17 protein-coding genes, 3 tRNA genes and 1 pseudogene are annotated in these 26,366 nt (G+C 73.1%); 18 read left to right on the top strand and 3 right to left on the bottom strand.

Annotated elements, in window-relative coordinates; genetic code table 11:
- The first annotated feature begins 636 nt into the window (after window positions 1-636).
- From ACZ4MH_RS33380 to ACZ4MH_RS33405, 6 genes and pseudogenes are all read left to right on the top strand, one after another.
- Entirely contained in the window at window positions 637-942 is a 306-nt protein-coding gene (locus ACZ4MH_RS33380) for a hypothetical protein (protein ID WP_351593437.1), read from the top strand.
- A gap of 214 nt (window positions 943-1,156) precedes the next feature.
- Window positions 1,157-2,138, top strand: a pseudogene (locus ACZ4MH_RS33385) (bifunctional MaoC family dehydratase N-terminal/OB-fold nucleic acid binding domain-containing protein); the annotation flags it as partial.
- 490 nt (window positions 2,139-2,628) lie between these two features.
- Window positions 2,629-3,798 (top strand): lipid-transfer protein, encoded by a 1,170-nt coding sequence (locus tag ACZ4MH_RS33390; protein WP_351593434.1) that lies wholly within the window; start codon window positions 2,629-2,631, stop codon window positions 3,796-3,798.
- A 233-nt stretch (window positions 3,799-4,031) separates the two neighbouring features.
- Window positions 4,032-5,000: a DUF1906 domain-containing protein gene (locus tag ACZ4MH_RS33395; protein WP_351593431.1), complete on the top strand. Its 969-nt coding sequence runs from the start codon at window positions 4,032-4,034 to the stop codon at window positions 4,998-5,000.
- A gap of 182 nt (window positions 5,001-5,182) precedes the next feature.
- On the top strand, window positions 5,183-5,782 hold the full coding sequence (locus ACZ4MH_RS33400; protein WP_351593428.1) for a SigE family RNA polymerase sigma factor: 600 nt from the start codon (window positions 5,183-5,185) through the stop codon (window positions 5,780-5,782).
- 190 nt (window positions 5,783-5,972) lie between these two features.
- Window positions 5,973-7,625, top strand: coding sequence for a long-chain fatty acid--CoA ligase (locus ACZ4MH_RS33405; RefSeq protein ID WP_351593425.1), 1,653 nt, complete (start codon window positions 5,973-5,975; stop codon window positions 7,623-7,625).
- Between the two features lie 101 nt (window positions 7,626-7,726).
- Here the strand turns inward: ACZ4MH_RS33405 and ACZ4MH_RS33410 are convergent, their stop codons facing one another.
- Together ACZ4MH_RS33410 and ACZ4MH_RS33415 are read right to left on the bottom strand one after the other, a co-directional pair.
- A complete protein-coding gene (locus tag ACZ4MH_RS33410) occupies window positions 7,727-12,319 on the bottom strand; it encodes a hybrid sensor histidine kinase/response regulator (protein WP_467754844.1) in 4,593 nt (1,530 codons plus the stop codon).
- Between the two features lie 355 nt (window positions 12,320-12,674).
- On the bottom strand, window positions 12,675-13,190 hold the full coding sequence (locus ACZ4MH_RS33415; RefSeq protein WP_351601103.1) for an SSI family serine proteinase inhibitor: 516 nt from the start codon (window positions 13,188-13,190) through the stop codon (window positions 12,675-12,677).
- 224 nt (window positions 13,191-13,414) lie between these two features.
- Between ACZ4MH_RS33415 and ACZ4MH_RS33420 the strand changes: the two genes are divergently transcribed.
- From ACZ4MH_RS33420 to ACZ4MH_RS33430, 3 genes are all read left to right on the top strand, one after another.
- Window positions 13,415-13,505 (top strand) — tRNA-Ser (locus ACZ4MH_RS33420).
- A 149-nt stretch (window positions 13,506-13,654) separates the two neighbouring features.
- Window positions 13,655-13,727, top strand: a tRNA-Arg gene (locus tag ACZ4MH_RS33425).
- Between the two features lie 154 nt (window positions 13,728-13,881).
- Window positions 13,882-13,954: transfer RNA gene (locus ACZ4MH_RS33430), tRNA-Arg, on the top strand.
- Window positions 13,955-14,033: 79 nt separating this feature from the next.
- Here the strand turns inward: ACZ4MH_RS33430 and ACZ4MH_RS33435 are convergent.
- The gene (locus ACZ4MH_RS33435; protein WP_351601100.1) at window positions 14,034-14,804 is read right to left on the bottom strand and encodes an NAD(P)H-dependent oxidoreductase; all 771 of its coding nucleotides are present in this window, start codon (window positions 14,802-14,804) and stop codon (window positions 14,034-14,036) included.
- 71 nt (window positions 14,805-14,875) lie between these two features.
- On the opposite strand from ACZ4MH_RS33435, the gene ACZ4MH_RS33440 reads away from it, so the two are divergent.
- From ACZ4MH_RS33440 to ACZ4MH_RS33480, 9 genes are all read left to right on the top strand, one after another.
- Window positions 14,876-15,910, top strand: coding sequence for a GlxA family transcriptional regulator (locus ACZ4MH_RS33440; RefSeq protein ID WP_351601097.1), 1,035 nt, complete (start codon window positions 14,876-14,878; stop codon window positions 15,908-15,910).
- A 28-nt stretch (window positions 15,911-15,938) separates the two neighbouring features.
- The gene (locus ACZ4MH_RS33445) at window positions 15,939-16,850 is read left to right on the top strand and encodes a DUF2797 domain-containing protein (protein WP_351601094.1); all 912 of its coding nucleotides are present in this window, start codon (window positions 15,939-15,941) and stop codon (window positions 16,848-16,850) included.
- A 35-nt stretch (window positions 16,851-16,885) separates the two neighbouring features.
- Window positions 16,886-17,764, top strand: coding sequence for an amidohydrolase family protein (locus ACZ4MH_RS33450; RefSeq protein ID WP_351601091.1), 879 nt, complete (start codon window positions 16,886-16,888; stop codon window positions 17,762-17,764).
- A gap of 235 nt (window positions 17,765-17,999) precedes the next feature.
- The gene (locus ACZ4MH_RS33455) at window positions 18,000-18,752 is read left to right on the top strand and encodes a response regulator transcription factor (protein WP_351601088.1); all 753 of its coding nucleotides are present in this window, start codon (window positions 18,000-18,002) and stop codon (window positions 18,750-18,752) included.
- 23 nt (window positions 18,753-18,775) lie between these two features.
- Window positions 18,776-20,305, top strand: coding sequence for a sensor histidine kinase (locus ACZ4MH_RS33460; protein ID WP_467754845.1), 1,530 nt, complete (start codon window positions 18,776-18,778; stop codon window positions 20,303-20,305).
- 26 nt (window positions 20,306-20,331) lie between these two features.
- Window positions 20,332-21,678: a bifunctional glycosyltransferase family 2/GtrA family protein gene (locus ACZ4MH_RS33465; protein ID WP_351601353.1), complete on the top strand. Its 1,347-nt coding sequence runs from the start codon at window positions 20,332-20,334 to the stop codon at window positions 21,676-21,678.
- Window positions 21,675-23,795, top strand: coding sequence for a mannosyltransferase YkcB-related protein (locus tag ACZ4MH_RS33470; RefSeq protein WP_351601356.1), 2,121 nt, complete (start codon window positions 21,675-21,677; stop codon window positions 23,793-23,795). Before ACZ4MH_RS33465 ends, ACZ4MH_RS33470 begins: the two co-directional genes overlap by 4 nt.
- A 102-nt stretch (window positions 23,796-23,897) precedes the next feature.
- Entirely contained in the window at window positions 23,898-25,424 is a 1,527-nt protein-coding gene (locus tag ACZ4MH_RS33475; RefSeq protein WP_351601359.1) for an MFS transporter, read from the top strand.
- Window positions 25,425-25,478: 54 nt separating this feature from the next.
- The gene (locus ACZ4MH_RS33480) at window positions 25,479-26,252 is read left to right on the top strand and encodes a TetR/AcrR family transcriptional regulator (protein WP_351601362.1); all 774 of its coding nucleotides are present in this window, start codon (window positions 25,479-25,481) and stop codon (window positions 26,250-26,252) included.
- Window positions 26,253-26,366: the final 114 nt, after the last annotated feature.

Raw genomic sequence — 26,366 nt, forward strand, 5'->3', positions numbered from 1 at the left:
GTGTGGTGGGCGGGTGGGGTGTTTTGCCTCTTTGCCCCTTTCGTTCGCGCCCCCCCCCCCCCCCCCCCCCCCCCCCCCGCCGTGTGGGTACCGCGATTCGTCCTGCAGCAGGCGGCCAGGCGGAGTTTGGAACGTGGCCTGGCCGCTCACCGAGGGCAGGGCGACGATGGAGGCGCAGTAGGAGACACCGTTCCATGATGTCGTCTTCGTGGTGCCGGCGGCTTGGCGGAACTCGGAGCCGTAGTGGTTGGTGTCGGATCTGCTGTAGCCCAGTCTCGCTGTGATTCCCGAGCCGCCAGAGGGGGCCCGAGTCGAGCGGGCACCCCTTTCGCGTTCGCCATGACGTACTCCGTGGCCGTGCTCCGTGGCCGTACTCTGCCGCCCTGCCGGGCTTGGGCCTTCGTGGGGTCCGCGGGCCCCCGGGCACTCTCCCGGTACCCCCTCGCGCCCCCGTTGGTTGTCGGCTGCGACGTTTGACGGGTGGGGCTCACGCTTGCGGGGGAATCGGGGGTGGTTGTCGGTTCGGGGGGTGCCGCATGGGCAGTTCTGGTGCGCGACGTCGTTACGCAACAGACCCGGGGGGGTCGGCCAACCACCCAGGGGTTACCCGTACAAGTGGTTCCGCAGGAGGAAGTCATGGCAAGCATCCGTACCGCTCGCACCATCGCCGCCGTTGCCGCGCTGCCGCTCGCAGCAGCCCTGTTCGCCGGGGTCGCTCACGCGGACAACGGCTCGTTCGCGTCGGCCGGGTCGGGGGCGGTGTCGGCGAGCCAGGAAGGCACCGGCGTCGGGAACGACAACAACGGCAACTCCACCACGACCCAGCAGGTCGCGAACGGCGATGGAGCGTCGAACCAGAACAACACCGCGAGTGTGAACGGCTCGGGGTTCACCCACGTCGACCAGTCGAACGCGACGGTGAACTTCACGAACCTCTGGTGACCCCTGTGGTGACCTGAGGACGACGGGCGGCCGGCGCTGGGGAGAGCCGGCCGCCCGTACCTGTGCAATCTTCGAACCCTCGAACCCTCGAACCCTCGAGTCTTCGAGTCTTCGGATCTTGACAGTGGGCGGTTTCTGACGGACAGTCAGGAACCGCTTGTTCGTGTGTCGGTGTATGGAGGAGAACCAGGCGGAGGGGGCGGCGGTGAGCGGTATGGAATCCGGGCTCGACGAGCGGCTCAAGGCTTACGCGGGGCGGGCCGCCATCATCGGTGGGGCCGGCAAGGATCCGGTCAACGCGGCGATGATCCGGCACTGGTGCGAGGCGGTCGGCGACACCAACCCGGCGTACGCAGGGGACGCGGCGATCGCGCCACCCACCATGCTCCAGGCGTGGACCCTGGGCGGACTCTCTGGGCACGCGGGCAGGTCGGCGGCGTACGAGGAGCTGTTCGCGCTGCTGGACGACGCCGGGTACACGTCGGTGGTCGCGACCGACTGCGAGCAGGAGTACCTGCGGGCGCTGCGCCCCGGGGACGAGGTCCGCTTCGACGCGGTGATCGAGTCGGTGTCGGGAAGGAAGACGACGAAGCTGGGGGTCGGGTACTTCGTTACGACTCGGATGGATGTGTGGGTGGGAGGGGAGGGGGCGTTCTCAGCCTCTGGGGGAGCCAGGAGAGAAGGGCGGGGTGAGGGCGGGAAGGGTGCGGTCGTTGGGACGCATCGGTTTCGGGTGCTCAAGTACGCGCCTGGTGGGACCGGGATCGGGGCCGCGGAGAAGGAGGGTGGGGCGCGTAAGGAGGCCGCGCGTCGGCCTCGGCCCGTGGTCAATCGGGACAACGCCGGATTCTGGGCGGGCGTCGCCGAGCACCGGCTGCTGATCCAGCGGTGCGGCGACTGTGAGCGGCTGCGTTTCCCCTGGCTGCCGGGGTGCAACGGCTGCGGGAGCCAGGAGTGGGACACCGTCGAGGCGGGCGGCGACGGCGTCGTCTTCTCGTACGTGGTGATGCATCATCCGCCGTTCCCCGCCTTCGACCCGCCGTACGCGGTGGCGGTGATCGAACTGGCCGAGGGGGTGCGGATGGTGAGCGACGTGGTGGGCGTGGCCCATGACGAGGTGCGCATCGGGATGCCCGTACGGCTGGAGTTCCAGCGGGTGGCTGGGGAGTTGGTGCTGCCGGTGTTCCGCGCCGTCACCGAACCTGTGGAGGAGGCGGTAGAGGGGCCGGTACAGGAGCCCGTACAGGAGCCAGTACGGGAAGCGGTGCAGGAGGCGGTGGCGGCGAGGGCGTGTGTGGGGAGTGAGTTGCCGCCTCTGGTCGTGCCGGTCACCCGGACTTTGATCGTCGCCGGGGCTCTTGCCTCGCGGGACTACCAGGACGTGCATCACGATGCCGAGGCGGCCAGGGAGAAGGGTTCGCCGGACATCTTCATGAACATCCTCACCACGAATGGGCTGGTCGGGAGGTACATCACCGATTATTTCGGGCCCCGGTGCGTACTCCGCAAGGTGGCCATTCGGCTGGGGGCGCCCAACTACCCCGGCGACACGATGACATTGCGGGGGACCGTCATAGCGGCAGAGGGCGCGGAGGAGACGATTGTCGTGCGCGTGACCGGGGAGAACGGTTTGGGGCGACATGTGACCGGTACCGTCACCGTCGCGCCGGCCGGCGGGGCCGCCGTATGAGCGTGCGGAGCGGGGACGGGCTCGGCGGGCGGGCAGCGATCGCGGGGATCGGCGCTACGGAGTTCTCCAAGGACTCAGGACGGAGCGAGCTGAAGCTGGCGGTCGAGGCGGTGCGGGCCGCGCTGGCGGACGCCGGGCTGGCGCCGGGGGACGTGGACGGCATGGTGACGTTCACCATGGACACCAGCCCGGAGATCACCGTCGCGCAGGCGGCGGGCATCGGCGAGCTGTCGTTCTTCTCGCGCGTGCACTACGGGGGCGGCGCGGCCTGTGCGACGGTCCAGCAGGCCGCGATGGCGGTGGCGACCGGCGTCGCGGAAGTGGTGGTCTGCTACCGCGCGTTCAACGAGCGCTCCGGGCGCCGCTTCGGATCGGGCGTGCAGCGGCGCGAGCCGTCCGCCGAGGGCGCCGCGCTCGGCTGGAACCTCCCGTTCGGGCTGCTGACGCCCGCCTCCTGGGTGGCCATGGCCGCGCAGCGGTACCTGCATGTGTACGGGCTGACGCCGGAGGCGTTCGGGCACGTGGCGGTCGCCGGGCGCCGGTACGCGGCCCGTAACCCCGCCGCGTACTTCCACGGCCGGCCGATCACCCTCGCCGAGCACGCCGCCTCCCGCTGGATCGTCGAGCCGCTGCGGCTGCTGGACTGCTGCCAGGAGACGGACGGCGGGCAGGCGATCGTGGTGACGTCGGCCGAGCGGGCGCGTGACCTGCGGCGCCCGCCCGCCGTGATCACCGCGGCGGCGCAGGGCGCGGGCCGCGCGCAGGAGCAGATGACGAGCTATTACCGGGACGGCCTGACCGGGCTGCCCGAGACGGGGGTAGTGGCGCGGCAATTGTGGCGGAGCAGCGGGCTGACGCCGGGGGAGATCGACGTCGGCATCCTGTACGACCACTTCACTCCGTTCGTGCTGATGCAGCTGGAGGAGTTCGGGTTCTGCGCGCCGGGCGAGGCGGCGGACTTTGTCGCGGCGGACGCGCTGCCGCTGAACACGCACGGCGGGCAGCTGGGCGAGGCGTACCTGCACGGCATGAACGGGATCGCGGAGGGCGTGCGGCAGATCCGCGGCACGTCCGTGAACCAGGTGCCGGGCGCGTCCCGGGTGCTGGTCACGGCGGGCACGGGGGTGCCGACCTCCGGGCTGGTACTGGGGGCGGACGGCGCCTGACGGCCGGTGGCTGACGGCCGGTGACTGACGGCCGACATCGGCTCCGGCGCGGAGCACGGCGACCGACCGGCCAACCGACCGACCGACCGGCCACCCGGCCACCCGGCCACCCGGCCACCCGGCCACCCCCGCACACGCCCACCCCCACCCCCACGCCCGGCATACGGCTGAACGGGCGGAGTCGCCCGCGTGTCCGTTCCCGGGTGGCGGAGTGCGCCCCGTTCACTCGGCGTATGAGATGGACAAAATCCGCAAAAAGTATCGCCTTGCTGGCGCTGCTGCCGACCGTCGGGCTGGTCCTCGCCCTGCTGGCAGCGCTGATGCCCTCCTGGTTCTCCGCCTCCCCGAAGGCCGGTGACGCGCGGCCGGCGGAGGCTTCCGGCGCCGGTAAGGCCGGCCGGGCGGCCGAGGCCGCGGCCGCCGACGACCCCGCCGCATCTCCCGGCCCCGCGGCCCGGGCCCCCGCCAAGGCCCCGCCGGACGGCCCGTACCTCTACAAGGGCTTCGGGCTCGACACGTGCGAGGCCCCGGCGGTCAGCTCGCTGCGGGCCTGGAACAGCACTCGGTACCGCGCCATCGGCGTCTATTTCGCGGGCCACGGCCGCGCCTGTCCCAAGCAGCACAATCTCAGCCCGCAGTGGTTCCAGGGCGCGAAGTGGGCCGGCTGGCGGGTGCTGCCCATCTACCTCGGCTCGCAGTCGCCGTGCGTGAAGAACAAGCACAAGCGGCGGTACGCCATCGGCGCCGACCCCTTCACCCAGGGCGTGACCGAGGCCAGGGTGGCGGTGAACCGGGCACGCGCGTACGGGATCATGCCGCGCAGCCCGATCTACCTGGACATCGAGGCGTACAGCCTGAGCAACCGCGCCTGCACGGATGTCACGCTGCGCTTCATCCGCTCCTGGAGCCGCGAGGTGCGCCGCTTCGGCTACCTCGCGGGCTTCTACAGCAGCGCGAACTCCGGCGTGCGGCACATGGCGCAGGCGCGCGCGCAGGGCGTCACCGACCTGCCGTCGGTCATCTGGTTCGCGCGCTGGAAGACGCCGCCCTCCGCCTACGGTGAGAAGTGGCTGCCGGAGCTGGCCTGGCACCCGAACCGCCGGATCCACCAGTACGCCGGCCACACCGTGGAGACGCACGGCGGCCGCGCGCTGCGGATCGACCGCAACTGGGTCGACGCTCCGGTAGCGGTGATCCAGTGACCGGCCACCCCCGTCGGGACGGGCCCGGCCGGGAGAGCTCCGTCGGGCCGACCCTGACGGGGGTGGGGTCGCGCTCCGCCCTGAGGAGGTGGCGGCAGCCCCAGCCGTACAACCTGAGGCGGATGCGGCTTCGGCACCTCGGGCCGATCCCCGCCGAGCCCGGCGCTTCTAGCGTGGAGGGCATGACCACGCCAGTGTGCAAGGGCGCCTCGACCGCCGCGGTGGCACCGTCGCCGACGGCGCTCCCGTCGTCCTCGTCGCTCCCTTCCGCCGCCTCGTTCCCGTCCTTCCCGTCGTTCGCGGCGTACGTACGGGACCGGGGCCCGGCGCTGCTGCGCGCGGCACGCTCGCTCACCGCGAACCCCAACGACGCGGAGGACCTCCTCCAGACCGCGCTGACCAAGACCTTCGTGGCCTGGGAGCGGATCGAGGACCACCGGGCGCTGGACGGTTACGTACGGCGGGCGCTGGTGAACACCCGTACCTCGCAGTGGCGCAAGCGGAAGGTCGAGGAGTACTCCTGCGACGAGCTGCCCGAGCCCGGCCCCGTGCCGGCGGCGCCCGATCCCGCGGAGCGGCAGGTGCTGCGGGACGCGATGTGGCGCGCGGTGCTCAGGCTGCCCGACCGGCAGCGGGCCATGGTCGTGCTGCGGTACTACGAGGACCTGAGCGAGGCGCAGACCGCCGAGGTGATGGACGTCTCGGTGGGCACGGTCAAGAGCGCCGTCTCCCGGGCGCTGGCCAAGCTGCGCGAGGACCCGGACCTGGCGCGGGCGGCCTGAGGGTCTGCGTCTGAGGCGGACGCGGCAGCGGCGGCGCTCCCGCCTCCCGCACGGCGATTCCGCACGTCAGCCGGACAGTAGCGTGACGGGTAACACGCCTGATTTTCCCGCGCGGTAGTGACATACCGCGTGGTACGGCAGCAGAATCAGCGGAAATCTACTCACCCGTAACCGGTCTTCGGGAGGCTCGGTGCTGAGCACGATGCAGGACGTACCGCTGACAGTGACCCGCATCCTTGCCCACGGGTCCACCGTGCACGGCAGGGCCGAAGTGATCACCTGGACCGGGGAGGGCGAGCCGCACCGCCAGACCTTCGCGCAGACCGGCCTGCGCGCCGCGCGGCTGGCCCACGCCCTCCACGACGAACTGGGCGTACGCGACGACGAACGCGTCGCGACCCTCATGTGGAACAACTCCGTCCACCTGGAGGCGTACCTCGCGATCCCCTCCATGGGCGCGGTCCTCCACACCCTCAACCTCCGGCTGCCCGCCGAGCAGCTGGTCTGGATCGTCAACCACGCCGCCGACCGGGTCGTCCTCGTCAACGGCTCGCTGCTGCCGCTGCTCGCCCCGCTGCTCCCGCAGTTGCCCACACTGGAGCACATCGTCGTCGCGGGCCCCGGCGACCGCTCCGTACTCGAGGGCACCACCGCGCAGGTCCACGACTACGAGGAGCTGCTGGCCGGGCGCCCCGAGACGTACGCCTGGCCCGAGACCGACGAGCGCCAGGCCGCCGCGCTCTGCTACACCTCCGGCACCACCGGCGAGCCGAAGGGCGTGGTCTACAGCCACCGCTCGCTCTACCTGCACTCGATGCAGGTCAACAACGCCGAGGCGTTCGCCATGAGCAGCCGCGACACCGCGCTGCCGGTCGTCCCGATGTTCCACGTGAACGCCTGGGGCCTGCCGCACGCCGCCTTCATGGCGGGCTCCTCGCTGCTGATGCCCGACCGCTTCCTCCAGCCGGCCCCGCTCGCCGAGATGATCGAGACCGTACGCCCCACCATCGGCGCCGCGGTGCCCACCATCTGGCAGGGCCTGCTCGCCGAACTGGACGCCACCAAGCGGGACGTGGCCTGCCTGGCCACGGTCGTCATCGGCGGCTCGGCCTGTCCGCCCTCGCTCATGAAGGCGTTCGAGGACCGGCACGGCATCCGCGTCGTGCACGCCTGGGGCATGACCGAGACCTCGCCGCTGGGCAGCGTCGCGCACCCGCCGGCCGGCGTGACCGGCGACGAGGAGTGGCGTTACCGCTGTACGCAGGGCCGCTTCCCGGCCTCCGTGGAGGCGCGGCTGGCCGGGCCCGGCGGCGAGTACCTGCCCTGGGACGGTGAGTCGGCCGGCGAGCTGGAGGTACGCGGGCCGTGGATCGCGGGCGCGTACTACGGCGGCGCGGCCGGCGAGGACTTCCGCCCCGAGGACAAGTTCAGCCCGGACGGCTGGCTGCGCACGGGTGACGTCGGCACGATCACGCCCGACGGCTACCTCACCCTCACCGACCGCGCGAAGGACGTCATCAAGTCCGGCGGCGAGTGGATCTCCTCGGTCGAGCTGGAGAACCACCTGATGGCCCACCCGGACGTCGCCGAGGCCGCCGTGGTCGCGGTCCCGGACGAGAAGTGGGGCGAACGCCCGCTGGCCACGGTCGTCCTGAAGGAAGGCGCCACGATCGGCTACGAGGACCTGAAGACCTTCCTCGCCGGTCGCATCGCCCGCTGGCAGCTCCCCGAGCGCTGGGCGGTCATCCCGGCCGTCCCGAAGACGAGCGTGGGGAAGTTCGACAAGAAGGTGCTGCGCAAGCAGTACGCGGACGGCGGGCTGGACGTGACGCGGCTCGGATGACCGGGGGAGCGGTACGTCCGGGAGCGCGTTTCCCGGACGTACCGCGTTGCCTCAGCGGCGGCCTGGGCGGTGGCGCGGCCGGCGAGGAAGGTCTTGAGGCCCTAGTTCGTACCGATCTTGGCGAGCAGGTCGACGATGCGGCCCTGGACGTCCGGGCTGGTGGACCGCTCGGCGAGGAACAGTACGGTCTCGCCGGACACCAGCCGCGGCAGCTGCGCCGGGTCCATGTCGGCCGAGGTGTAGACGACCAGCGGGGTGCGGTTGAGCAGCCCGTTCGCGCGCAGCCAGTCCACGATCCCGGCCCGCCGGCGGCGCACCTGCATCAGGTCCATCACCACGAGGTTGGGCCGGACCTGGGTGGCCAGGCTGACCGCGTCCGCGTCCGTGGCGGCCCGCGCGACCTGCATGCCGCGCCGCTCCAGCGACGTGGTGAGCGCGCCCGCGACGGCGTCGTTCTCCTCGATCAGCAGGACGCGCGACGGGTGCTGCTCGCTGTCGCGCGGCGCGAGGGCCTTGAGCAGTACGGCCGGGTCGGCACCGTACGCCGCCTCCCGGGTCGCCTGGGCCAGGCCGGCCGTCACCAGGACGGGCACCTCGGCGGCGCCCGCCGCCTGGCGCAGCGACTGCAGCGCCTTGCGGGTGATCGGCCCGGTCAGCGGGTCGACGAAGAGCGCGGCCGGATACGCCGCGATCTGTGCGTCCACCTCCTCGCGGGAGTTGACGATGACCGGGCGGTAGCCGCGGTCGCTCAGCGCCTGCTGGGTCGAGGCGTCCGGCGCCGGCCACACCAGCAGCCGGCGCGGGTTGTCCAGCGGCTCGGGCGGCAGCTCGTCGTCCATGGGCGGCGGCTGGCGGTCCACGACCTCTATGGCGCCGTTCGGGCCGTCCAGCGGCTCGGGGCCCTCCTGGCCCTCGCCCGGCGCGGAGATCGCGAACGCGCGGCCCTCGGTGGACTCCATCAGCGACGGCTGCGGCTGCCCGCCCTGCGGGGCGCGGGCGGCGGGCACCATCTCGGAGCCGGTGCCGCGCGCGTCGTCCTGCGGGGGCGCGGCGAGCTTCCGGCGCCGCCCGGAACCGGCGCTGCCTGCGCCGCCGAGCGTGCCGTTGGCGCCGTTGGTACCGGTGGCGCCGTTGGCGCTGTTGGCACCGCCGGTCGGCTGGCCGCCTTGGGACTGGCCGCCCTGGGACTGGCCGCTCTGGGACTGGCCGCCTTGGGTGGGCTGACCCGCCTGGGTGGGCGGGCCGTCCTGGGGCGGCTGGCCGTGGCGTCCGGGCCGGGCCGGACGGCCGTTACCGGGCTGGTGCTGGTCGGCGATCTGCTGGGCGAAGGGGACGCCCTGCCCGAGCGTGCGCACGCTGAACGCTCGGCCGTCCGGCTGCCCGGCCGCGGGCCCCGCTTCCTCCTCCGGTACGGGCAGGGGCCGTCGCGCGGCGCCCTGCTGACCGGGCGCGCCCTGACCCGGTACCGCCTGTCCGGGCATCGACTCTCCGGGCGCGGACTGGCGCGGTACGGAGGGACTGCGCCGGGCCGAGGGCTGAGCCTGGGGCTGCGCTTGGGGCTGGGACTGCTGTACGTCTTCGGGCTGCTGCGCGGCCTGTGCGGCCTGCGCGGCCTGCGTCTCCTGGCCGTGCGGTCCGGCGGCCTCGGCCGGGCTCGGGCGGCCGCGGCGGCGGCCGGTCGGCGCGGGGGCCGCGGTGTCGTCCTCGGGGTGCGTGACCTGCCCCCCGGCGCCCACCACGAACGTACCGGTGGACTCCGAGTCGGCCATCGAAGCGGCGGCCCGCTCCTCGGCGGCGGCGCGGCGCGCGCGGCGCCGGCCGGTCGGCGTGTCCCACTCGCCACCGGCGGCCGGACCGGCCTGCCCGGTACCGGAACCGGCGCCGTGCAGCGCGGGCAGCGCGCCACCGGGCGTACCGGCCCCGTCGGGCGCTCCCGGCGTACCGGGCGCGCCGGCGGCCGTACCGGATGCCTCCTCGGGAGCCCGGCGGGCGCGGCGTCGGCCGGTACCGGTGGGCACCGGCTCACCCGGCCCGGCGGGACCCTGCGGACCCGTGGCCTGGGCGGGGAGGTGCGGACCGGGTGCCTGGGCGGCGGTCGCCCGCGGGTCGGGAGCCTGCGCCCCCGCGGCGGGCAGCGCGGGCCGCGGCTGCTGGGCGCCGGGCTGCGGCTGCGGCGCACCGGGCTGCGGCTGGGCCGGGCCCTGCGTGGCCGGGGGCTGAGCAGCCGAAGCCTGAGCGGCCTGCGCGGCCTGGGCCTGATGCTGGTCGGCCGCGGCCGGCGGCAGCGCGAAGGGCACGCGCGGGCCCTGCTGCCCGGCGGGCGCCGATGCCGGCGCGCCCCCGGAGTGAGCGGGGCTGAGCCCGGCAGGCCCCTGCCCGCCCTGACCACTCTGGCCGGTCTGGCCACTCTGGCCGGCCTGACCGCTCTGCCCGCCCTGACCGGACGCCTGATCACCGCGGCGGCCCTGACCACCCTGCGGTCCCTGCCCGCCGGGCTGCTGCCCCTGCCCGCCGGGCCGCTGGCCCGGCCCCGCGGCCGGGGTCAGCGCGCTCGCGGCCGAGCGTGACTGCTGCTCGAGGCCACCCTGCGGCGCCTGCTGCGGTGCGTTCGTACCCTGGTCCGCTCCGCGGTCCGCCCCCTGGCCCGTCCCCTGGCTCGGCACGTGGGCCGGAAGCTGGTTCGGGATCGAGCGACCGGCGGTGTCGGAGAGCGCACGGCGGGCTCGACGGCCGCCCGGCTGCTGCCCCTGCTGTGCGTCCGCGCTCCCGTGAGCGGGCGCGGCCGGCAGCGCGGGCAGCCCGCCGCCCGCGGACTCCGGCTCGGGCCGGCCCCGCCGCCGGCCGCCCGGCGGCACGGCCTCCGCGCCCGGCATCCCCGCGTGCGCACGCGGGTCGGCCGGCGTGCCGCGGCCGTCGCTACCCGATCCGTCGTCACCGGCAACGCCCGTACCGAGGCCGTCCGTACCGCCCTCGCCCGGTGCACCGGAAGCCTGTGCCCCGGAAGTCCGTGCCCCCAAAGTCTGTCCGTCCGCCCGGCCCGAGGCCGTCCCGGCCCCGCTCGCGCCGCCTCGGGCACGCCGGCGCCCGCCACCGTCGCCCTCCGCGGCGGCCGCACCAGTACCGGCACCGGTGTCGGCACCGGACGCCGGCATCTCCACCGTCCCGTCCGTGCCGCCGACCTGCTGTCCGGACGCCGGTACCGCCGAGCCGTCCGCCTTGACCGGTACCTCCAGGACGTACGCGCTGCCGCCCGCGGCGCCCGGTACCTCGTGCGTCTGCAGCACGCCGCCGTGCAGCCGGACGATGCCGCGCACGATCGGGCCGTGCACCGGGTCGCCGCCGCTGTACGGGCCGCGTACCTCGATGCGGACGACCGCGCCGCGCTTGGCCGCCGCGACCACGATCGTGGAGTCACCGGCCGGCGTGGCGCCCGCAGGAGTGTTCCCGGTCGAGTCGACGCCCGCGACATCGGCGATCAGATGCGAGAGCGCCTGCGCCAGCCGTGCCGCGTCCACCTCGGCCTTGAGGGGCGGCGCGTGCACAGCGAACTGCGCGCGGCCGGGCCCGATCAGCTCGACCGCGCCCTCCACGCCCGCGGCGACCACCGCGTCCAGCGAGACCTCGGTGCGCTGCAGCTTGTCCGTGCCCGCGTCGAGCTGCTGGTAGCTGAGGACGTTGTCCACCAGCGTCGTCATGCGGCTGTAGCCGGCCGTGAGGTGGTGCAGGACCTGGTTGGCCTCCGGCCAGAGCTGGCCGGCGGGGTCCGACGCCAGAGTGCCCAGCTCGGTGCGGAGCTGCTCCAGCGGGCCGCGCAGCGACTGGTCCAGTACGGCGAGCAGCTGGGCCTGCCGTGCCACCAGCGCGTCCATCGGGCGCCGGTCGGTGAAGGTCATGACGGCGCCGACGAGCTGCTCGCCGTCCCGTACCGGAGCGGTCGTCAGGTCGACGGAGACCGCGCGGCCGTCCTTCGCCCACAGGACCTGGCCGCGCACCCGGTGCTTGCGGCCGGACTTGAGGGTGTCGGCGAGCGGGGTGTCCGCCCAGGGCAGGGGACTGCCGTCGGCGCGCGAGTGGTGGATGAGCGGGTGCAGTTCCTTGCCGCCCAGCTCGCTCGCCCGGTAGCCGAGGATCTGCGCGGCGGACGGATTGACCAGGACGACCTTGCCGTCCGCGTCCACGCCCACCACGCCCTCGGCGGCGGCGCGCAGGATCATCTCCGTCTGGCGCTGCTGGCGGGCCAGTTCGCTCTCGATGTCCAGCTGCCCGGAGAGGTCGCGGACGACGAGCATCAGCAGCTCGTCGCCGGTGTACGAGGAGCGGTGGTCCGCGTACGCCGCCTCGAAGGCCGACTCGTACGGGGTGCGGCCGTCCTCCAGGTTGGCGCTGGTCACCTCGACCAGCATCTCCGTACCGTCCGTGCGCCGCGCGACCATCCGCGTCGGCTTCTGCCGCCCGCCCTCGGGCGTGACGTCGGGGCGCCGCATGGAGCCGGGGATGCGCTTGGAGTCGAAGGTCGGGAGCAGGTCCAGCAGGCCGCGGCCCACCAGGGCCGTGCCCGGTGCCTCGAACGTCTCCAGGGCGATGGTGTTGGCGTTGACGACCGTGCCGTTGCAGTTGACCAGCAACAACGCGTCGGGCAGTGCGTCGAGTATGGCTGCGAGGCGAGCAGCGCCCCGGGATGGCCTGCTGCTCACGACGACGCTTCCTCCCTGACGACCGCATCTTGCCGACACCCACCGTGGTGTGTGACTGAAACCCACCGTGGCGTGTCACTGGAAGGGAGTCTACGGGCACCGGGCGGGGACGCGGAGGCGGATGACGAGGAGGTAATGCCACGGCCCTGTGCGACTCGCCGCACGCCCGACATGTGCCCCGCGTCCTGATCTGGGGCCCTACTTGGGCACGAAACCCGGCCGGTTTTCCCGCTTGTTGGGCCGGTTTTCACGGGAAGCGGAACCACCTCTTCCGTCCTGCCTTCCTCCGGTCCCCGTCTCCCGGTACCGCCCTGACGTCGACTTTTGAGCCGACTCGGGCTTCCCCTTTCGGCCTCTACTGGGCGGCGGCGGAGGGCAGCAGCGGGACGAGCTTGTCCCAGCGGTCGATCTCACAGCCGTTGTCGCGCTTGAAGGTGGCGTCCACCGGGCGCCCGGCCCAGCGGCCGGTGACGTGCGCGGTGGCCGGCCCGCCGTACTGCATCGTGCAGGCCGTGTCGGGCGGGACGGGCGCGAAGGGGTCCTTGCCCCAGCGCGTCACCTTGTCCAGCGCCCGGCACGCCTCCGCCGCCTTGGGGTGGTCGCCGCCGGCGGGGTGGCACTTCAGTTCGTGCGTTCCGTCCATCGCGGTACTGCCGGAGTCGGTGACGGTCACCTTCAGCCGGTCTCCCCCCTGCGACAGCGGGATCGGCATCAGCCGGTGCTGCTCCGACGGGGTGACGGCACCGGCCGTCGGCGCGCCGACGGCGGGCGCGACGGCGCAGGTGGCGGCGGTCAGGACGAGTGCGGCAATGCGGCGCAGCGCCATTGGACTCTCCAGGGCGTGGGACTCGGGACGAACGGGGGTGGGCACCCCTGTCCCTCCTAACGCTCCACCGCGCCGTACGTTGCGCAACCGCGCGACCGCGCAGCGCGACGCCGGTCCGTATCGGCGGTCCGTATCGGCGGGAAGTGCCGGGAAGCGCTTTGCCCGGCGGGCCACGCGCCTAGTACCGTAGACCTCGATTGGTGACAGCACGCTGAGCTGTGCCATCATCTGCACACACCACATCGCGTTCGCGCGGGTGGCGTTTGCGTGGAGGCGTCGCCTAGTCCGGTCTATGGCGCCGCACTGCTAATGCGGTTTGGGTCTTAAAGCCCATCGAGGGTTCAAATCCCTCCGCCTCCGCCCTTGGGTGAAGCCCCGGCCAGCTGGTCGGGGCTTCACTGTTTTCGCAGGTCAGGCTGGGCGTGCCTAATGGATTTCGCGCTGCGGCCCGGCTCATGTAATGTTGTTCCCGCAACGCCGACCGGCCGAAAAGACGGCCGGGAAGTCAAGCGCTCGTAGCTTAACGGATAGAGCATCTGACTACGGATCAGAAGGTTGCAGGTTCGAATCCTGCCGAGCGCACAGCAAGGGAAGCCCCGTCGAGAGATCGACGGGGCTTTCGCGTTGCCGCTGGTGCCGCTGTCACTGTGCGGTGCCACGTTTTCGTCTTGCGTCGCAGGTCATGTAATGTTGCCTGCGCATCGCTGCCCGGTCGAACAGACGGCCGGAAAGCCAGGCGCTCGTAGCTTAACGGATAGAGCATCTGACTACGGATCAGAAGGTTGCAGGTTCGAATCCTGCCGAGCGCACAGCAGACCGAGGGCCCCGTCGAGGAATCGACGGGGCCCTCGGTGTTTTCGCGGTGAGGCTTTTCCTGCCGCCCCCGGGTCACGCTTGCTCGTGGATGCCGAGGTCCTCCCGGCCCGGGGCGAGGTGGGAGTGGAGCGTCAGGTTCGCGTCGTAGTCGCCGCCGTTCTGGGTGCGGTACGGGATCGGGGGCGTGGTGGCGAGGGTGCTCAGGCGCTCGCGCAGCCGGGCGGCGGCCTCGGCGTACCGCTCGTCGGAGAAGCGGTTGGCGCCGGCGACGAGGACCGGGGGCAGGACGGACATGCCCGCGTACCAGAGCGTGCCGTGCTGGAGGGGGAAGAGGATGGCGTCCAGGCCGCCGTTGATGCCGCGCGGGCCCAGCTCGCGCTCGCGGGCGCCGACGGTGAGCACGACCATGGCGCGCTTGCCGGCCAGCCGGCCCTCCCCGTAGCGCAGGGTGCGCCCGGTGGCCTCGTCGGAGACGCCGTACCCGAAGCCCTTCACGAAGACGCGGTCGAACCAGCCCTTGAGGATCGCGGGCATCCCGTACCACCACAGCGGGAACTGGACGATCACCGTGTCCGCCCAGTCGAGCTTCTCGTGCTCGGCGGCGATGTCGGGGGCGAGCCGCCCGCTCTCGTACGCCTCGCGCGAGTGGTTGGCGACGTCCAGGCGGTCGGCCGGGTCGTGGCCGTAGTCGTCGGCGTCCACGACCGGGTTCCACTTCATCGCGTACAGGTCGGAGACCCGGACCTCGTGGCCCTCGGCGCGCAGGGCGGCGATGCCGTCGTCCTTCAGCCGGCCGTTGAGGGAGCGGTGCTCGGGGTGGGCGTAGAGCCAGAGAATCTTCATGTCCTCGATCCTCGGTGGCGCGGTGCCTCGAAACGAGTGGCCTGATGGCCATGGTGTGAAAGAATCGGGCCATGGGTGCTTTTACGGAGAGCGGGCTGCACAGGGTCGCGGTCCTGGTGCGGGACGGCCTGCTGCCGATGGAGCTGGGCATCGTCCACCGGATCTTCGGGCAGGCCAGATCGGCCGCGGGGGAGCCGCTGTACGAGGTGGTGACCTGCGCCGTCGAGCCCGGTGAGGTGCGGACGGACGTCGACTTCTCGATCAATGTGGCGCACGGGCCGGAGGCGCTGGCCGAGGCGGACACGGTGGTCGTACCGGCCTCGCACGAGGACTACTCCCCGGAGGACGGGCGGCTGCCCGCGCCGCTCGCCGCGGCGCTGGGCCGGATCAGGCCGGGGACCCGGGTCGCGTCGATCTGTACGGGCGCCTTCGTGCTGGCCGTCGCGGGCCTGCTGGACGGGCGGCGGGCCACCACGCACTGGCGGTCCACGGAGGACTTCCGGCGGCTGTTCCCCGCGGTGTGCGTGGACCCCGATGTGCTCTACACCGAGGACGGCAACGTCCTGACCTCGGCCGGCGTTGCCTCCGGCGTCGACCTCTGCCTGCACATGGTGCGCAGCGACCACGGCGCCGCGGTGGCCAACGATGTCGCGCGGAGCACGGTCGTGCCGCCGCACCGCGAGGGCGGCCAGGCGCAGTACATCCGGCGCCCGGTGCCCGAGCGCCAGTTCTCCACGACCGCCAAGGCGCGGGCCTGGGCCCTGGAGCAGCTGCACCGGCCGCTGAGCCTGCGCGAACTGGCCGCGCGCGAGTCGATGAGCGTACGGACCTTCACGCGGCGCTTCCGGGAGGAGGCCGGGATCTCGCCGCTGCAGTGGCTCACGCAGCAGCGCATCGAGCGGGCGCGGCAGCTGCTGGAGGAGACGGACCTGTCGGTGGACCGGGTGGCGGCGGACGCCGGGTTCGGCACGGCGGCGTCGCTGCGGCAGCATCTGCAGATGGCGCTGGGGGTGTCGCCGAGCCAGTACCGGAGCACGTTCCGGGGGCCGGAGACGGGGGCGAAGGCGGGGGCGTTGGCGAAGGCGGGGGCGAAGGCCGCGGTGTGAGGACGGCGGGGCGAAGGGCGGCAGGCGGATGGCGACGAGGTGGCGGTGCACGGGGCCGCGCTGGTCGGGCGAGGAGTTCGGGCTGGGCTGGTGCCACCCGGAGCGCGCCGGGGAGCGGCTGAGCGCGCTGCCCGCCGGACGGCCGCTGGCGTTCGCGGCGGAGGGTGAGCGGCGCTGTCTGGGCGTGCGGCGGGCCGGGCGGTGGACCGTCTGTCCGCACGAAGCGGTGCTCGACGGGGCGGGCGCGCGCGACCAGTGCCCGGACTGCGCACGGCTGGACCGTTCGCGGTCGGTGGCGGCGGACACGATGGCCGACGACCCGCGCCCGTACGGCGTCTACCTCGCGTACTTCGGGCCCGGCCTGCTGAAGGTGGGCATCACCGCGGCCGAACGGGGCGCGGCGCGCCTCCTGGAGCAGGGCGCGGTCGGGTACTCCTGGCTGGGGCGCGGGCCGCTGATGGCCGCGCGGCGGGCCGAGGCGCTGCTGGGGAGCGCGCTGGCGGTACGGGACCGGTTCGGCAAGGCGGAGAAGCGGGCGGCGCGGCGGACGCTGCCGCCGGCCGCCGAACGGGCCGCCGCGGTGGCCGCGCTGCACCGCGAGGCGCAGGCGCTGCCGGGCTGGCCGGAGGCGCTCGGGACGGCGCCGTACGCGTACGTCGATCACGCCGAGGTGTTCGGGCTCGACCGCATTCCGGCGGAGCCGGGAACCGTGGCGGGGATCGCGGCGCTGCGCGCGGGGGACGAGATCGTCGGGGCTGTGCTGGCGGCGGCCGGTTCGGATCTGTACCTGGAACAGGCCGGTGCGGGGCCGGTGCTCGTCGTGGACACTCGGCTGCTGTCCGGGTGGGTGCTGCGGGCGACGGAGGGGAAGGTGACGACGGCGGCGGTGGTGCCGCTGGACAGCGGCGCGGACGAGGGGCGGCAGGAGGGGTTGTTCTGAGCACGGCGGAACGGACGAGCGGAGGGGCGTGCGGGATGGCGGCCGAGGGTGACGATCGGGTCGAGGCGTTCTGGCGGGAGCTGGGGCTCCCCGGACTGATCGACGTGCACACGCACTTCATGCCGGAGCGGGTGCTGGACAAGGTCTGGGCGTACTTCGACGCGGCCGGGCCGCTCGTCGGCCGGGAGTGGCCGATCACGTACCGGTACGAGGAGGAGGAACGTCTCGCCGTGCTGCGCGGCTTCGGCGTCCGCGCGTTCACCTCGATGATCTATCCGCACAAGCCCGGCATGGCCCAGTGGCTGAACGGCTGGGCGGCCGGCTTCGCCGCGCGCACGCCGGACTGCCTGCGGACCGCGACGTTCTTCCCCGAGGACGGCGCGGCTGCCTACGTACGGGCGGAACTGGCGGGCGGGGCGCGGATCTTCAAGGCGCATGTGCAGGTCGGCGGTTACGACCCGGCGGACGACCGGCTGGATGAGGTGTGGGGGCTGATCGAGGACGCCGGGGCGCCGGTCGTCGTGCACTGCGGGTCAGGGCCCGCGCCCGGCAAGCACACCGGGCCCGAGCCGGTCGCCCGGGTGCTGGCCCGGCACCCGCGGCTGCGGCTGGTCATCGCGCACATGGGGATGCCGGAGTACACCGACTTCCTCGACCTGGCCGAGCGGTACGAGAGCGTGCACCTGGACACGACGATGAACTTCACCGACTTCGCCGAGCGGGCCGCGCCGTTCCCGCGCGCGGAGCGGGGGCGGCTGGCGTACCTCGGCGACCGCGTCCTCTTCGGCAGCGACTTCCCCAACATCCCGTACGGGTACGCGCACGCGCTGGAGGCGCTGACGCGGGTGGAGCTGGGCGACGACTGGCTGCGCGGGGTCTGTTACGGGAACGCGGCGAGGCTGCTGGGCCTCTGAGCGGGCCCCGGCCCGCCGCGGTCGGCTCTCCGCCCCCGCGCTCAGGGCCGATTGTCAGTGGTGCCTGCCATGCTTTTACCAGTGAGACCGGCTGGACCGCGCGGGGGGCGGCCCAGCCGGTCATGCGCCCCGCTGCCCGCTCATCGGGCACGTCTGCTGCACCGTCATGCGTTTCTCAGGGAATTCACAGGTGGGGGAAAGGGGGTTCTCAGAGGCCGCGGCCAGCCTTGCCGGTATGACTGCCACTGCCGGATCGCTGCCCTCCACGAAGAAGCACCCGGAACTGCTGCGCCCCGACGGAAGCCCGGTGCGCGTGCTCGTCGTCGACGACGAGGCGTCGCTCACCGACCTGCTGTCGATGGCGCTGCGGTACGAAGGCTGGGACATCCGCTCCGCCGGGGACGGCGTGAGCGCGCTGCGGGCCGCGCGCGAGTGGCGGCCGGACGCGGTGCTCCTGGACGTCATGCTGCCCGACATGGACGGCCTGACCGTACTGGGCCGGCTCCGCCGCGACCTGCCCGACGTGCCGGTCCTCTTCCTCACGGCCAAGGACGCCGTGGAGGACCGCATCGCCGGGCTGACCGCGGGCGGCGACGACTACGTCACCAAGCCGTTCAGCCTGGAGGAGGTGGTCGCCCGGCTGCGCGGGCTGCTGCGCCGGGCCGGTGCCGCCGCAGTACGCCCCTCGTCGGTGCTCGCGGTGGGCGACCTCGTGCTGGACGAGGACAGTCACGAGGTGTCGCGCGGCGGGGTGGACATCCACCTCACGGCCACGGAATTCGAGCTGCTGCGGTACTTGATGCGCAATCCGCGCCGGGTGCTCAGCAAGACCCAGATCCTGGACCGGGTCTGGTCCTACGACTTCGGCGGCCAGGCCAACGTCGTCGAGCTGTACATCTCCTACCTGCGGCGGAAGATCGACGCGGGCCGCAGCCCGATGATCCACACCCGGCGCGGCGCGGGATATCTGATCAAGCCCGGCGAGTAGGCGGGAAGAGGCGGAAGGCAGTCATGTCCCGTACGTCCAAGGGTCGTTCCGGACGGCGTCCGTGGTCGCTGCGCACCCGGCTGGTGGTGGCCGCCGTGGCACTGATCGCCGTGGTCGGCACCGTCATCGGCACGGTCACCGCCATCGCGCTGCACGACTACCTCCAGACCCAGCTCGACCACCAGCTGGGCGAGTCCGTGCGGCGCACGCAGGGCGGCCCGGTCGCGCACGATCCGCTGAAGCGGCAGAGCTTGGACTTCATCGCCATGCCGGGCCAGCCGATCGCCACCGTCGGCGCCCGCGTCGCGCCCGACGGCGACATCGAGCAGGGCGCGAAGAGCAACGATTCGAGCAGCCACGAGCTCTCCGACCACCTCGACGCCCTGAACGACGAACAGCTCCAGGCGCTGGCGGCGGTCCCCCGGGACGGCGAGCCGCACACCGCCACGCTGCCCGGACTCGGCGACTACCGGGTCGAGTCCACGGGCGACGGCTCGATCGTCGTCGGCTTCCCGCTGGACCAGGTGCAGGAGACGGTCGGCACGCTCATCGTGGTCGAGGTCTGTGTGACGGCCGCCGGGCTGATCGCGGCGGGCATCGCGGGCGCCTCCATGGTCGGGCTCGCGCTGCGGCCGCTGCGCCGGGTCGCCGCCACCGCCACCCGGGTCTCCGAACTCCCGCTGCACCAGGGTGAGGTGGCGCTGCACGAGCGGGTGCCGGCGGCCGAGGCGGATCCGCGTACCGAGGTCGGCCAGGTCGGCGCGGCCCTCAACAGGATGCTGGGGCACGTCGGTTCGGCGCTGGCCGCGCGGCAGGAGAGCGAGACGCGGGTACGGCAGTTCGTCGCCGACGCCAGCCACGAGCTGCGCACGCCGCTCGCCTCGATCCGCGGTTACGCCGAGCTGACCCGGCGGGGCAGGGAGGACCCCGGGCCCGACACCCGGCACGCGCTGGGCCGCATCGAGTCCGAGGCGACCCGGATGACCGGGCTGGTGGAGGACCTGCTGCTGCTCGCCCGGCTGGACGCGGGACGCCCGCTCTCGTATGCGAGCACCGATCTCTCACCGCTGGTCGTGGACGCGGTCAGCGACGCGCGCGCGGCCGGTCCCGGCCACCACTGGCGGCTCGAACTCCCCGCGGCACCGGCGCTCGTACGGGCCGACGCGGCACGCCTGCATCAAGTACTGGTCAACCTCCTCGGCAACGCGCGCACGCACACGCCGGAGGGCACGACGGTCACCGCGCGGGTGGCCCGGCACGGCCCGTCCGTCCTGCTGGAGGTCGTGGACGACGGCCCGGGCATACCGGCGGCGACGCTGCCGCGCGTCTTCGAGCGGTTCGCGCGCGGCGACGCCTCGCGGTCGCGGGCCGCCGGCAGCACCGGCCTGGGCCTGGCGATCGTCCGCGCGGTGGTGGCCGCGCACGGCGGCGAGGTGGGCGTGGACAGCGCCCCGGGCCGCACGGCCTTCACGGTCCGGCTGCCCGCCGAACCGGCCCCGCAGGCCCCCCGTACCGACTCACAGGCAGGGCACAGCCTCACCACACGGTCGTGACAGCGGGGCCGACGACTGTCGGAGGCATGACGACGACACAGCCGGCCCCGGGCTCCCAACCGGCCCCGGGCCCCACTCAGGCCCCGGCCCCGGGACCCGCTCGGGCCACCGTCCCGCTGGGCTCCCTGCCGCCGCGCGAGCACCTGCGCCCCGGCCGCACCACGACCGTCCTGGACGTCGTGATCCCGGTATACAACGAGGAGCGCGACCTCGAACCGTGCGTACGGCGGCTCCACGACCACCTGGCCCGCACCTTCCCGTACGGCTTCCGGATCACCATCGCCGACAACGCGAGCACCGACGCGACCCCCGAGGTCTCGGCCCGGCTCGACGACGAGATCCCCGAGGTCACCGCGGTACGGCTGGAGCAGAAGGGCCGCGGCCGGGCGCTGCGCACCGTCTGGTCGATGTCCGGCGCGCCCGTCCTCGCGTACATGGACGTGGACCTCTCCACCGACCTGAACGCGCTGCTGCCGCTGGTGGCCCCGCTGATCTCCGGCCACTCCGACCTCGCCATCGGCTCCCGGCTGGCCCGCAGTTCGCGCGTCGTGCGCGGCCCCAAGCGGGAGTTCATCTCGCGGAGCTACAACCTGATCCTGCGCGGCTCGCTGGCCGCCCGGTTCAGCGACGCGCAGTGCGGATTCAAGGCGATCCGCGGCGACGTGGCCGAGCGGCTGCTGCCGATGGTCGAGGACACCGGCTGGTTCTTCGACACCGAGCTGCTGGTCCTCGCCGAGCGGGCCGGGCTGCGCATCCACGAAGTACCCGTGGACTGGGTGGACGACCCGGACAGCACCGTGCACATCGTGAAGACCGCGACCGACGACCTCAAGGGCGTGTGGCGGGTGGGGCGCGCGCTGGCCACCGGCGGGCTGCCGCTGGACCGGCTGGCCCGGCCCTTCGGCGACGACCCGCGCGACCGGCAGCTGACCGGCGTACCGGGCGGGCTGGCCCGCCAGTTGGTCGGCTTCTGCGTGGTCGGCGCGCTCAGCACGGTCGCGTACCTGCTGCTGTACTCGCTCTTCCGGCTCGGCGTCGGGCCGCAGCTCGCCAACGCGCTGGCCCTGCTGGTCTCCGCGTTCGGCAACACCGCCGCCAACCGGCGGCTCACCTTCGGCGTACGGGGCCGTGACCGCGCGGTCCGCCACCAGGCGCAGGGCCTGGTCGTCTTCGCCATCGGCCTGGCGCTGACCAGCGGCTCGCTGGCGGCCCTGAACGCGGCGGCCGGCGCCCCCTCGCACGGCACGGAGCTGGCGGTACTGGTCGCCGCGAACCTCGCCGCGACCGTGCTGCGCTTCCTCCTCTTCCGCGCCTGGGTGTTCCCGGGCGCCGCACCCGCGCACGACGGCACCACCGACAGGAGCGCCCGATGACCGCCCCACCGACGTACGAGGCTCAGCGGACGGAGACGCCGCCCGGGCCGCCGGCACCGGAGCGGCGTGCCGATCCGCGCTGGGCCCGCCCCGGACTGCTGCTCCTGCTCGCGGTCACCGCCGCGCTCTACCTCTGGGGCCTGGGCGCTTCCGGATACGCCAACTCGTTCTACTCGGCGGCCGTCCAGGCCGGCAGCGAGAGCTGGAAGGCGTTCTTCTTCGGCTCCTCGGACGCCGCGAACTCGATCACCGTCGACAAGCCGCCGGCCGCGCTGTGGCCGATGGCCCTGGCGGTACGGCTCTTCGGGCTCGGCGCCTGGCAGATCCTGGTGCCCGAGGCGCTGATGGGCGTCGCGACGGTCGGCGTGCTGTACGCCACCGTGCGCCGGCGCTTCGGCGCGGGCGCCGGACTCCTCGCGGGCGGTGCGCTGGCGATCACCCCGGTCGCCGCGCTGATGTTCCGCTTCAACAACCCCGACGCGCTGCTCTGCCTGCTGATGGTCTGCGCGATCGCCTGCGTGCTGCGCGCCCTGGAGGAGGCCCGCACCAAGTGGCTGGTGCTGGCCGGGCTCTGCTTCGGCTTCGCCTTCCTGGTCAAGACGCTCCAGGCGTGGCTGATCCTGCCGCCGCTGGCGCTGGTGTACCTGCTCTGCGCGCCCACCACCGTCCGCAAGCGCATCGGCCAGACGCTGCTCGCCGGGCTCGCGGTCGTCGTCTCCGGCGGCTGGTGGGTGGCGCTCGTCGAACTGTGGCCCGCCTCCTCGCGCCCGTACATCGGCGGCTCCCAGAACAACAGCTTCCTGGAGCTGACCTTCGGCTACAACGGCCTGGGCCGGATCAGCGGCAACGAGACCGGCAGCGTCGGCGGGGGCGGCGGTGGCCGGGGCGGAGGCGGCGGCTGGGGCCAGACCGGCATCGACCGGCTGTTCTCCTCCGACATGGGCGGCCAGATCTCCTGGCTGCTGCCTGCGGCCTTCGTGCTGCTGATCGCGGGGCTGTACGTACTGTGGCGGGCCCGGCGCGCGACCGACGTGCTGCGGGCGCGGCAGCGGGACGCGTTCTGGGCCTGGGGCGGCGCGCTGCTGATGACCTTCGCGACCTTCAGCTTCATGTCCGGGATCTTCCACCAGTACTACAACATCGCCCTGGCGCCCTACATCGCGGCGCTGGTGGGCATGGGCGCCGCGCAGCTGTGGCAGCGGCGGCAGCACATCGCGGCGACGGCGGTGCTCGCCGCCACGGTCGCGGGCACGGCGGTCTGGTCGTACGTCCTGCTGGACCGGTCGCCGACGTGGCTGCCGTGGCTGCGCTGGGTGGTACTGATCGGCGGACTGTTCGCGGCGGTCGCGCTGGCGGTCTTCGGGCGGGGCGCCTCCGGCGCCGGACGCCGGCTGGCCGTCGGCGCCGCGGGACTGGGCCTCGCGACCTCGCTGGCCGGGCCCCTCGCGTACACGGTGAACACGGTGACCACCCCGCACACGGGCTCGATCATCACGGCAGGCCCGTCGGTCTCCGGCGGCATGGGCGGCCCGGGAGGCATGGGCGGCGGCCGTCCCGGCGGCGGCAAGGGCGGGCCTCCGGGGATGCCGGGTGGCCGGGCCGGCGGCGCGCCGGGCAACCAGGGCAACCGGCCGAACCAGCCCGGCCAGGGCGGCCCCGGCCAGGGTGGCCCCGGCAAGACGGGCATGCCGCCCCGCACGGTCACAGGCACCGCCGAGCGCGGCGCCATGCGCGGAGGCGGCGGCATGGGCGGCCTGCTCAACGGCTCGCAGGTCAGCGCCGAGGCGAAGGCCAAGCTGCTCGCGGACGCCGACGAGTACACCTGGGTCGCCGCGTCCATCGGCTCGCAGAACGCCGCGAGCTACCAGCTGGCGACCGGCAAGCCGGTCATGGCCGTCGGCGGCTTCAACGGCAGCGACCCGTCCCCGACGCTCGCGCAGTTCCAGCAGCACGTGAAGGAAGGGAAGATCCACTACTTCCTGGGCGGCGGCATGGGCGGCGGTCCGGGCGGCGGCCAGGGGAGCTCCTCGAAGATCACCTCCTGGGTGTCGCAGCACTACAAGAAGGTCACCGTCGGCAGCGCCACGCTGTACGACCTGACCGCCCCCACGACGTAAGCCCTCCGACCGACCGCGCTCGACCGAAAAACCAAATGTACGGCGTATAAGGCGTCCCTGTACGGTGTAGGCCATCCGCTCACATCCGTACAGGGAGCCTGCATGTCCCCCGTGGCCTCCGCTGCCGCACCCGCCGAGAGCCCGCCGCGCCATCCCACGCGCTGGATCATCCTCGGCGTGATCTGCCTCGCGCAGCTCACCGTCCTCCTCGACAACACCATCCTCAACGTCGCCGTGCCCTCCCTCAACAAGGAGCTGGGCGCGACCACCGCCGACATCCAGTGGATGATCAACGCCTATTCGCTGGTCCAGTCCGGCCTGCTGCTCACCGCCGGCAACGCGGCCGACCGCTACGGCCGCAAGAAGATGCTGGCCATCGGCCTGGTGCTGTTCGGCATCGGCTCGGTGTGCGCCGGCTTCGCGCAGTCCGCGGGGCAGCTGATCGCCGCCCGGGCCGGCATGGGCATCGGCGGCGCGCTGCTGATGACCACCACCCTCGCCGTCGTCGTCCAGATCTTCGACAACGAGGAGCGCCCCAAGGCGATCGGCATATGGGGAGCGGTCAACTCCCTCGGCTTCGCCGCCGGACCGCTCATCGGCGGCACCCTGCTCGACCACTTCTGGTGGGGCTCGATCTTCCTGATCAACATCCCCGTCGCGCTCATCGGCCTGATCGCCGTGCTGAAGCTGGTACCGGAGTCCAAGAACCCCTCCGGCGACCGCCCCGACCTGCCCGGCGCCCTGCTGTCCATGATCGGCATGGTCTGCGTCGTCTTCGCGATCATCTCGGGCCCCGACCACGGCTGGTTCTCCGCCCGCGTGCTCGGCTCCGCCCTCGTCGGCCTCCTCGCGCTCGCCGTCTTCGCGCGCTGGGAGCTGCACACCCCGCACCCGATGCTGGACATGCACTTCTTCCGCGACCGGAAGTTCGTCGGCGCCGTCGCGGGCGGCATCCTCGTCGCGTTCGGCATGGGCGGCTCGATGTTCCTGCTGACCCAGCACCTGCAACTGGTGCTCGGGTACGAGCCGCTGGAGGCGGGCCTGCGCATCGCGCCGCTCGCCCTGACCGCCGTGGTCCTGAACTTCTCCGGCATCGCCGGCCGCCTGATGATCAAGCTCGGCACGCCGCGGACCATCGCCGTCGGCATGACCCTGCTCGCGGCCGGCCTCGCGGCCATCTCGCTGTCGGGCGCCGGCTCCTACACCGGAATGCTCGCCGGGCTGATCGTCATGGGCATCGGCGTCGCGCTGTCGATGCCGGCCATGGCCAACGCCATCATGTCCGCGATCCCGCCCGCCAAGGCCGGCGTCGGCGCCGGCGTCAACGGCACGCTCATGGAGTGCGGCCAGGGCCTGGGCGTCGCCGTGCTCGGCGCGGTGCTCAACTCCCGCTTCGCGGCGCTGCTCCCGGCGGTCGCGGCCGGTGCCGGCTCGCTGCCCGCCGCGCTCGCGTCAGCCCGTACGGACGCGGATCGCGCGGCCGTACAGGACGCCTTCGCATCCGGCATCCAGACCAGCCAACTGGTCGGTGCCGCTGCGGTGTTCGCGGGCGGGCTGCTCGCCGGCATCCTGCTCGACCGCGCCGAACGCGCCGAACGGGCGGGGCACCCCCGTGCCGAAGCGGAATAGCATCGAGGCGGCAGAACCGCGTACGACCAGTTCAGCGATGAGGGAGGGCCGGCCATGGCAGCGACGGGCAGCCGCGCCGGGAAACCGCGGCAGAGTGTCTGGCTGACCGAACGTCCGCCGCTGAAACGGAAGGCGGACCAGCCGGCCGGACTGGATCTGGACAAGATCGTCGAGACCACCGTCCGGCTGCTGGACGCGGAGGGGCTGGCGAAGTTCTCGATGCGCCGGCTGGCCGCCGCGCTCGGCGTCACGGCGATGTCGGTGTACTGGTACGTCGACACCAAGGACGACCTGCTGGAGCTGGCCATCGACGCGGTGGCCGGCGAGATCGACCTGCCGGACGAGAGCGATCCGGAGGCGGACTGGCGCGATCACCTGCGGCAGCTGGCCGCCGGGTACCGGAAGGTGCTGGTCACCCACCGCTGGGCGCCGCGGCTGCTGGGGGAGTACCTCAATGTGGGCCCGCACGCGATCGCGTTCTCCAACGCGACGCTGCGCGTCATGCAGGGCAGCGGGCTCTCCTCGGAGGAGATCTCCGGGGCGCTCGGCGCGGTCTTCCAGTTCGTCTACGGCTTCAGCACGATCGAGGGGCTGCACGAGGAGCGCTGCCGGGAGACCGGCAAGACGCTGGACGAGCACTTCCAGGAGGTCGTCGGGGCGGTCCAGGACCGCCCGGAGTTCGCCGAGACGATGGAGATGTCGGCGAAGGCGCTGAAGATCCAGCAGGGCGTCGGCGTCCGCGAGATGCGCGAGCGCGACTTCGCCTACGCGCTGGACGTGCAGATCGCGGGCATCGAGGCGCTCCGCGACCGGGGCCGCAAGGCCTGACCCGGCATACGAAAGGGCGGCGGGGGGGGGGGGGGGGGGGGGGGGGGGGGTGGTTTTTTTTTTTTTCCCCCCCCCCCCTTTTGGGTGAATGGCCTGTTGCTTCTTTTTTTTTTT

The organism is Streptomyces sp. NPDC026301 (genome assembly GCF_055567935.1).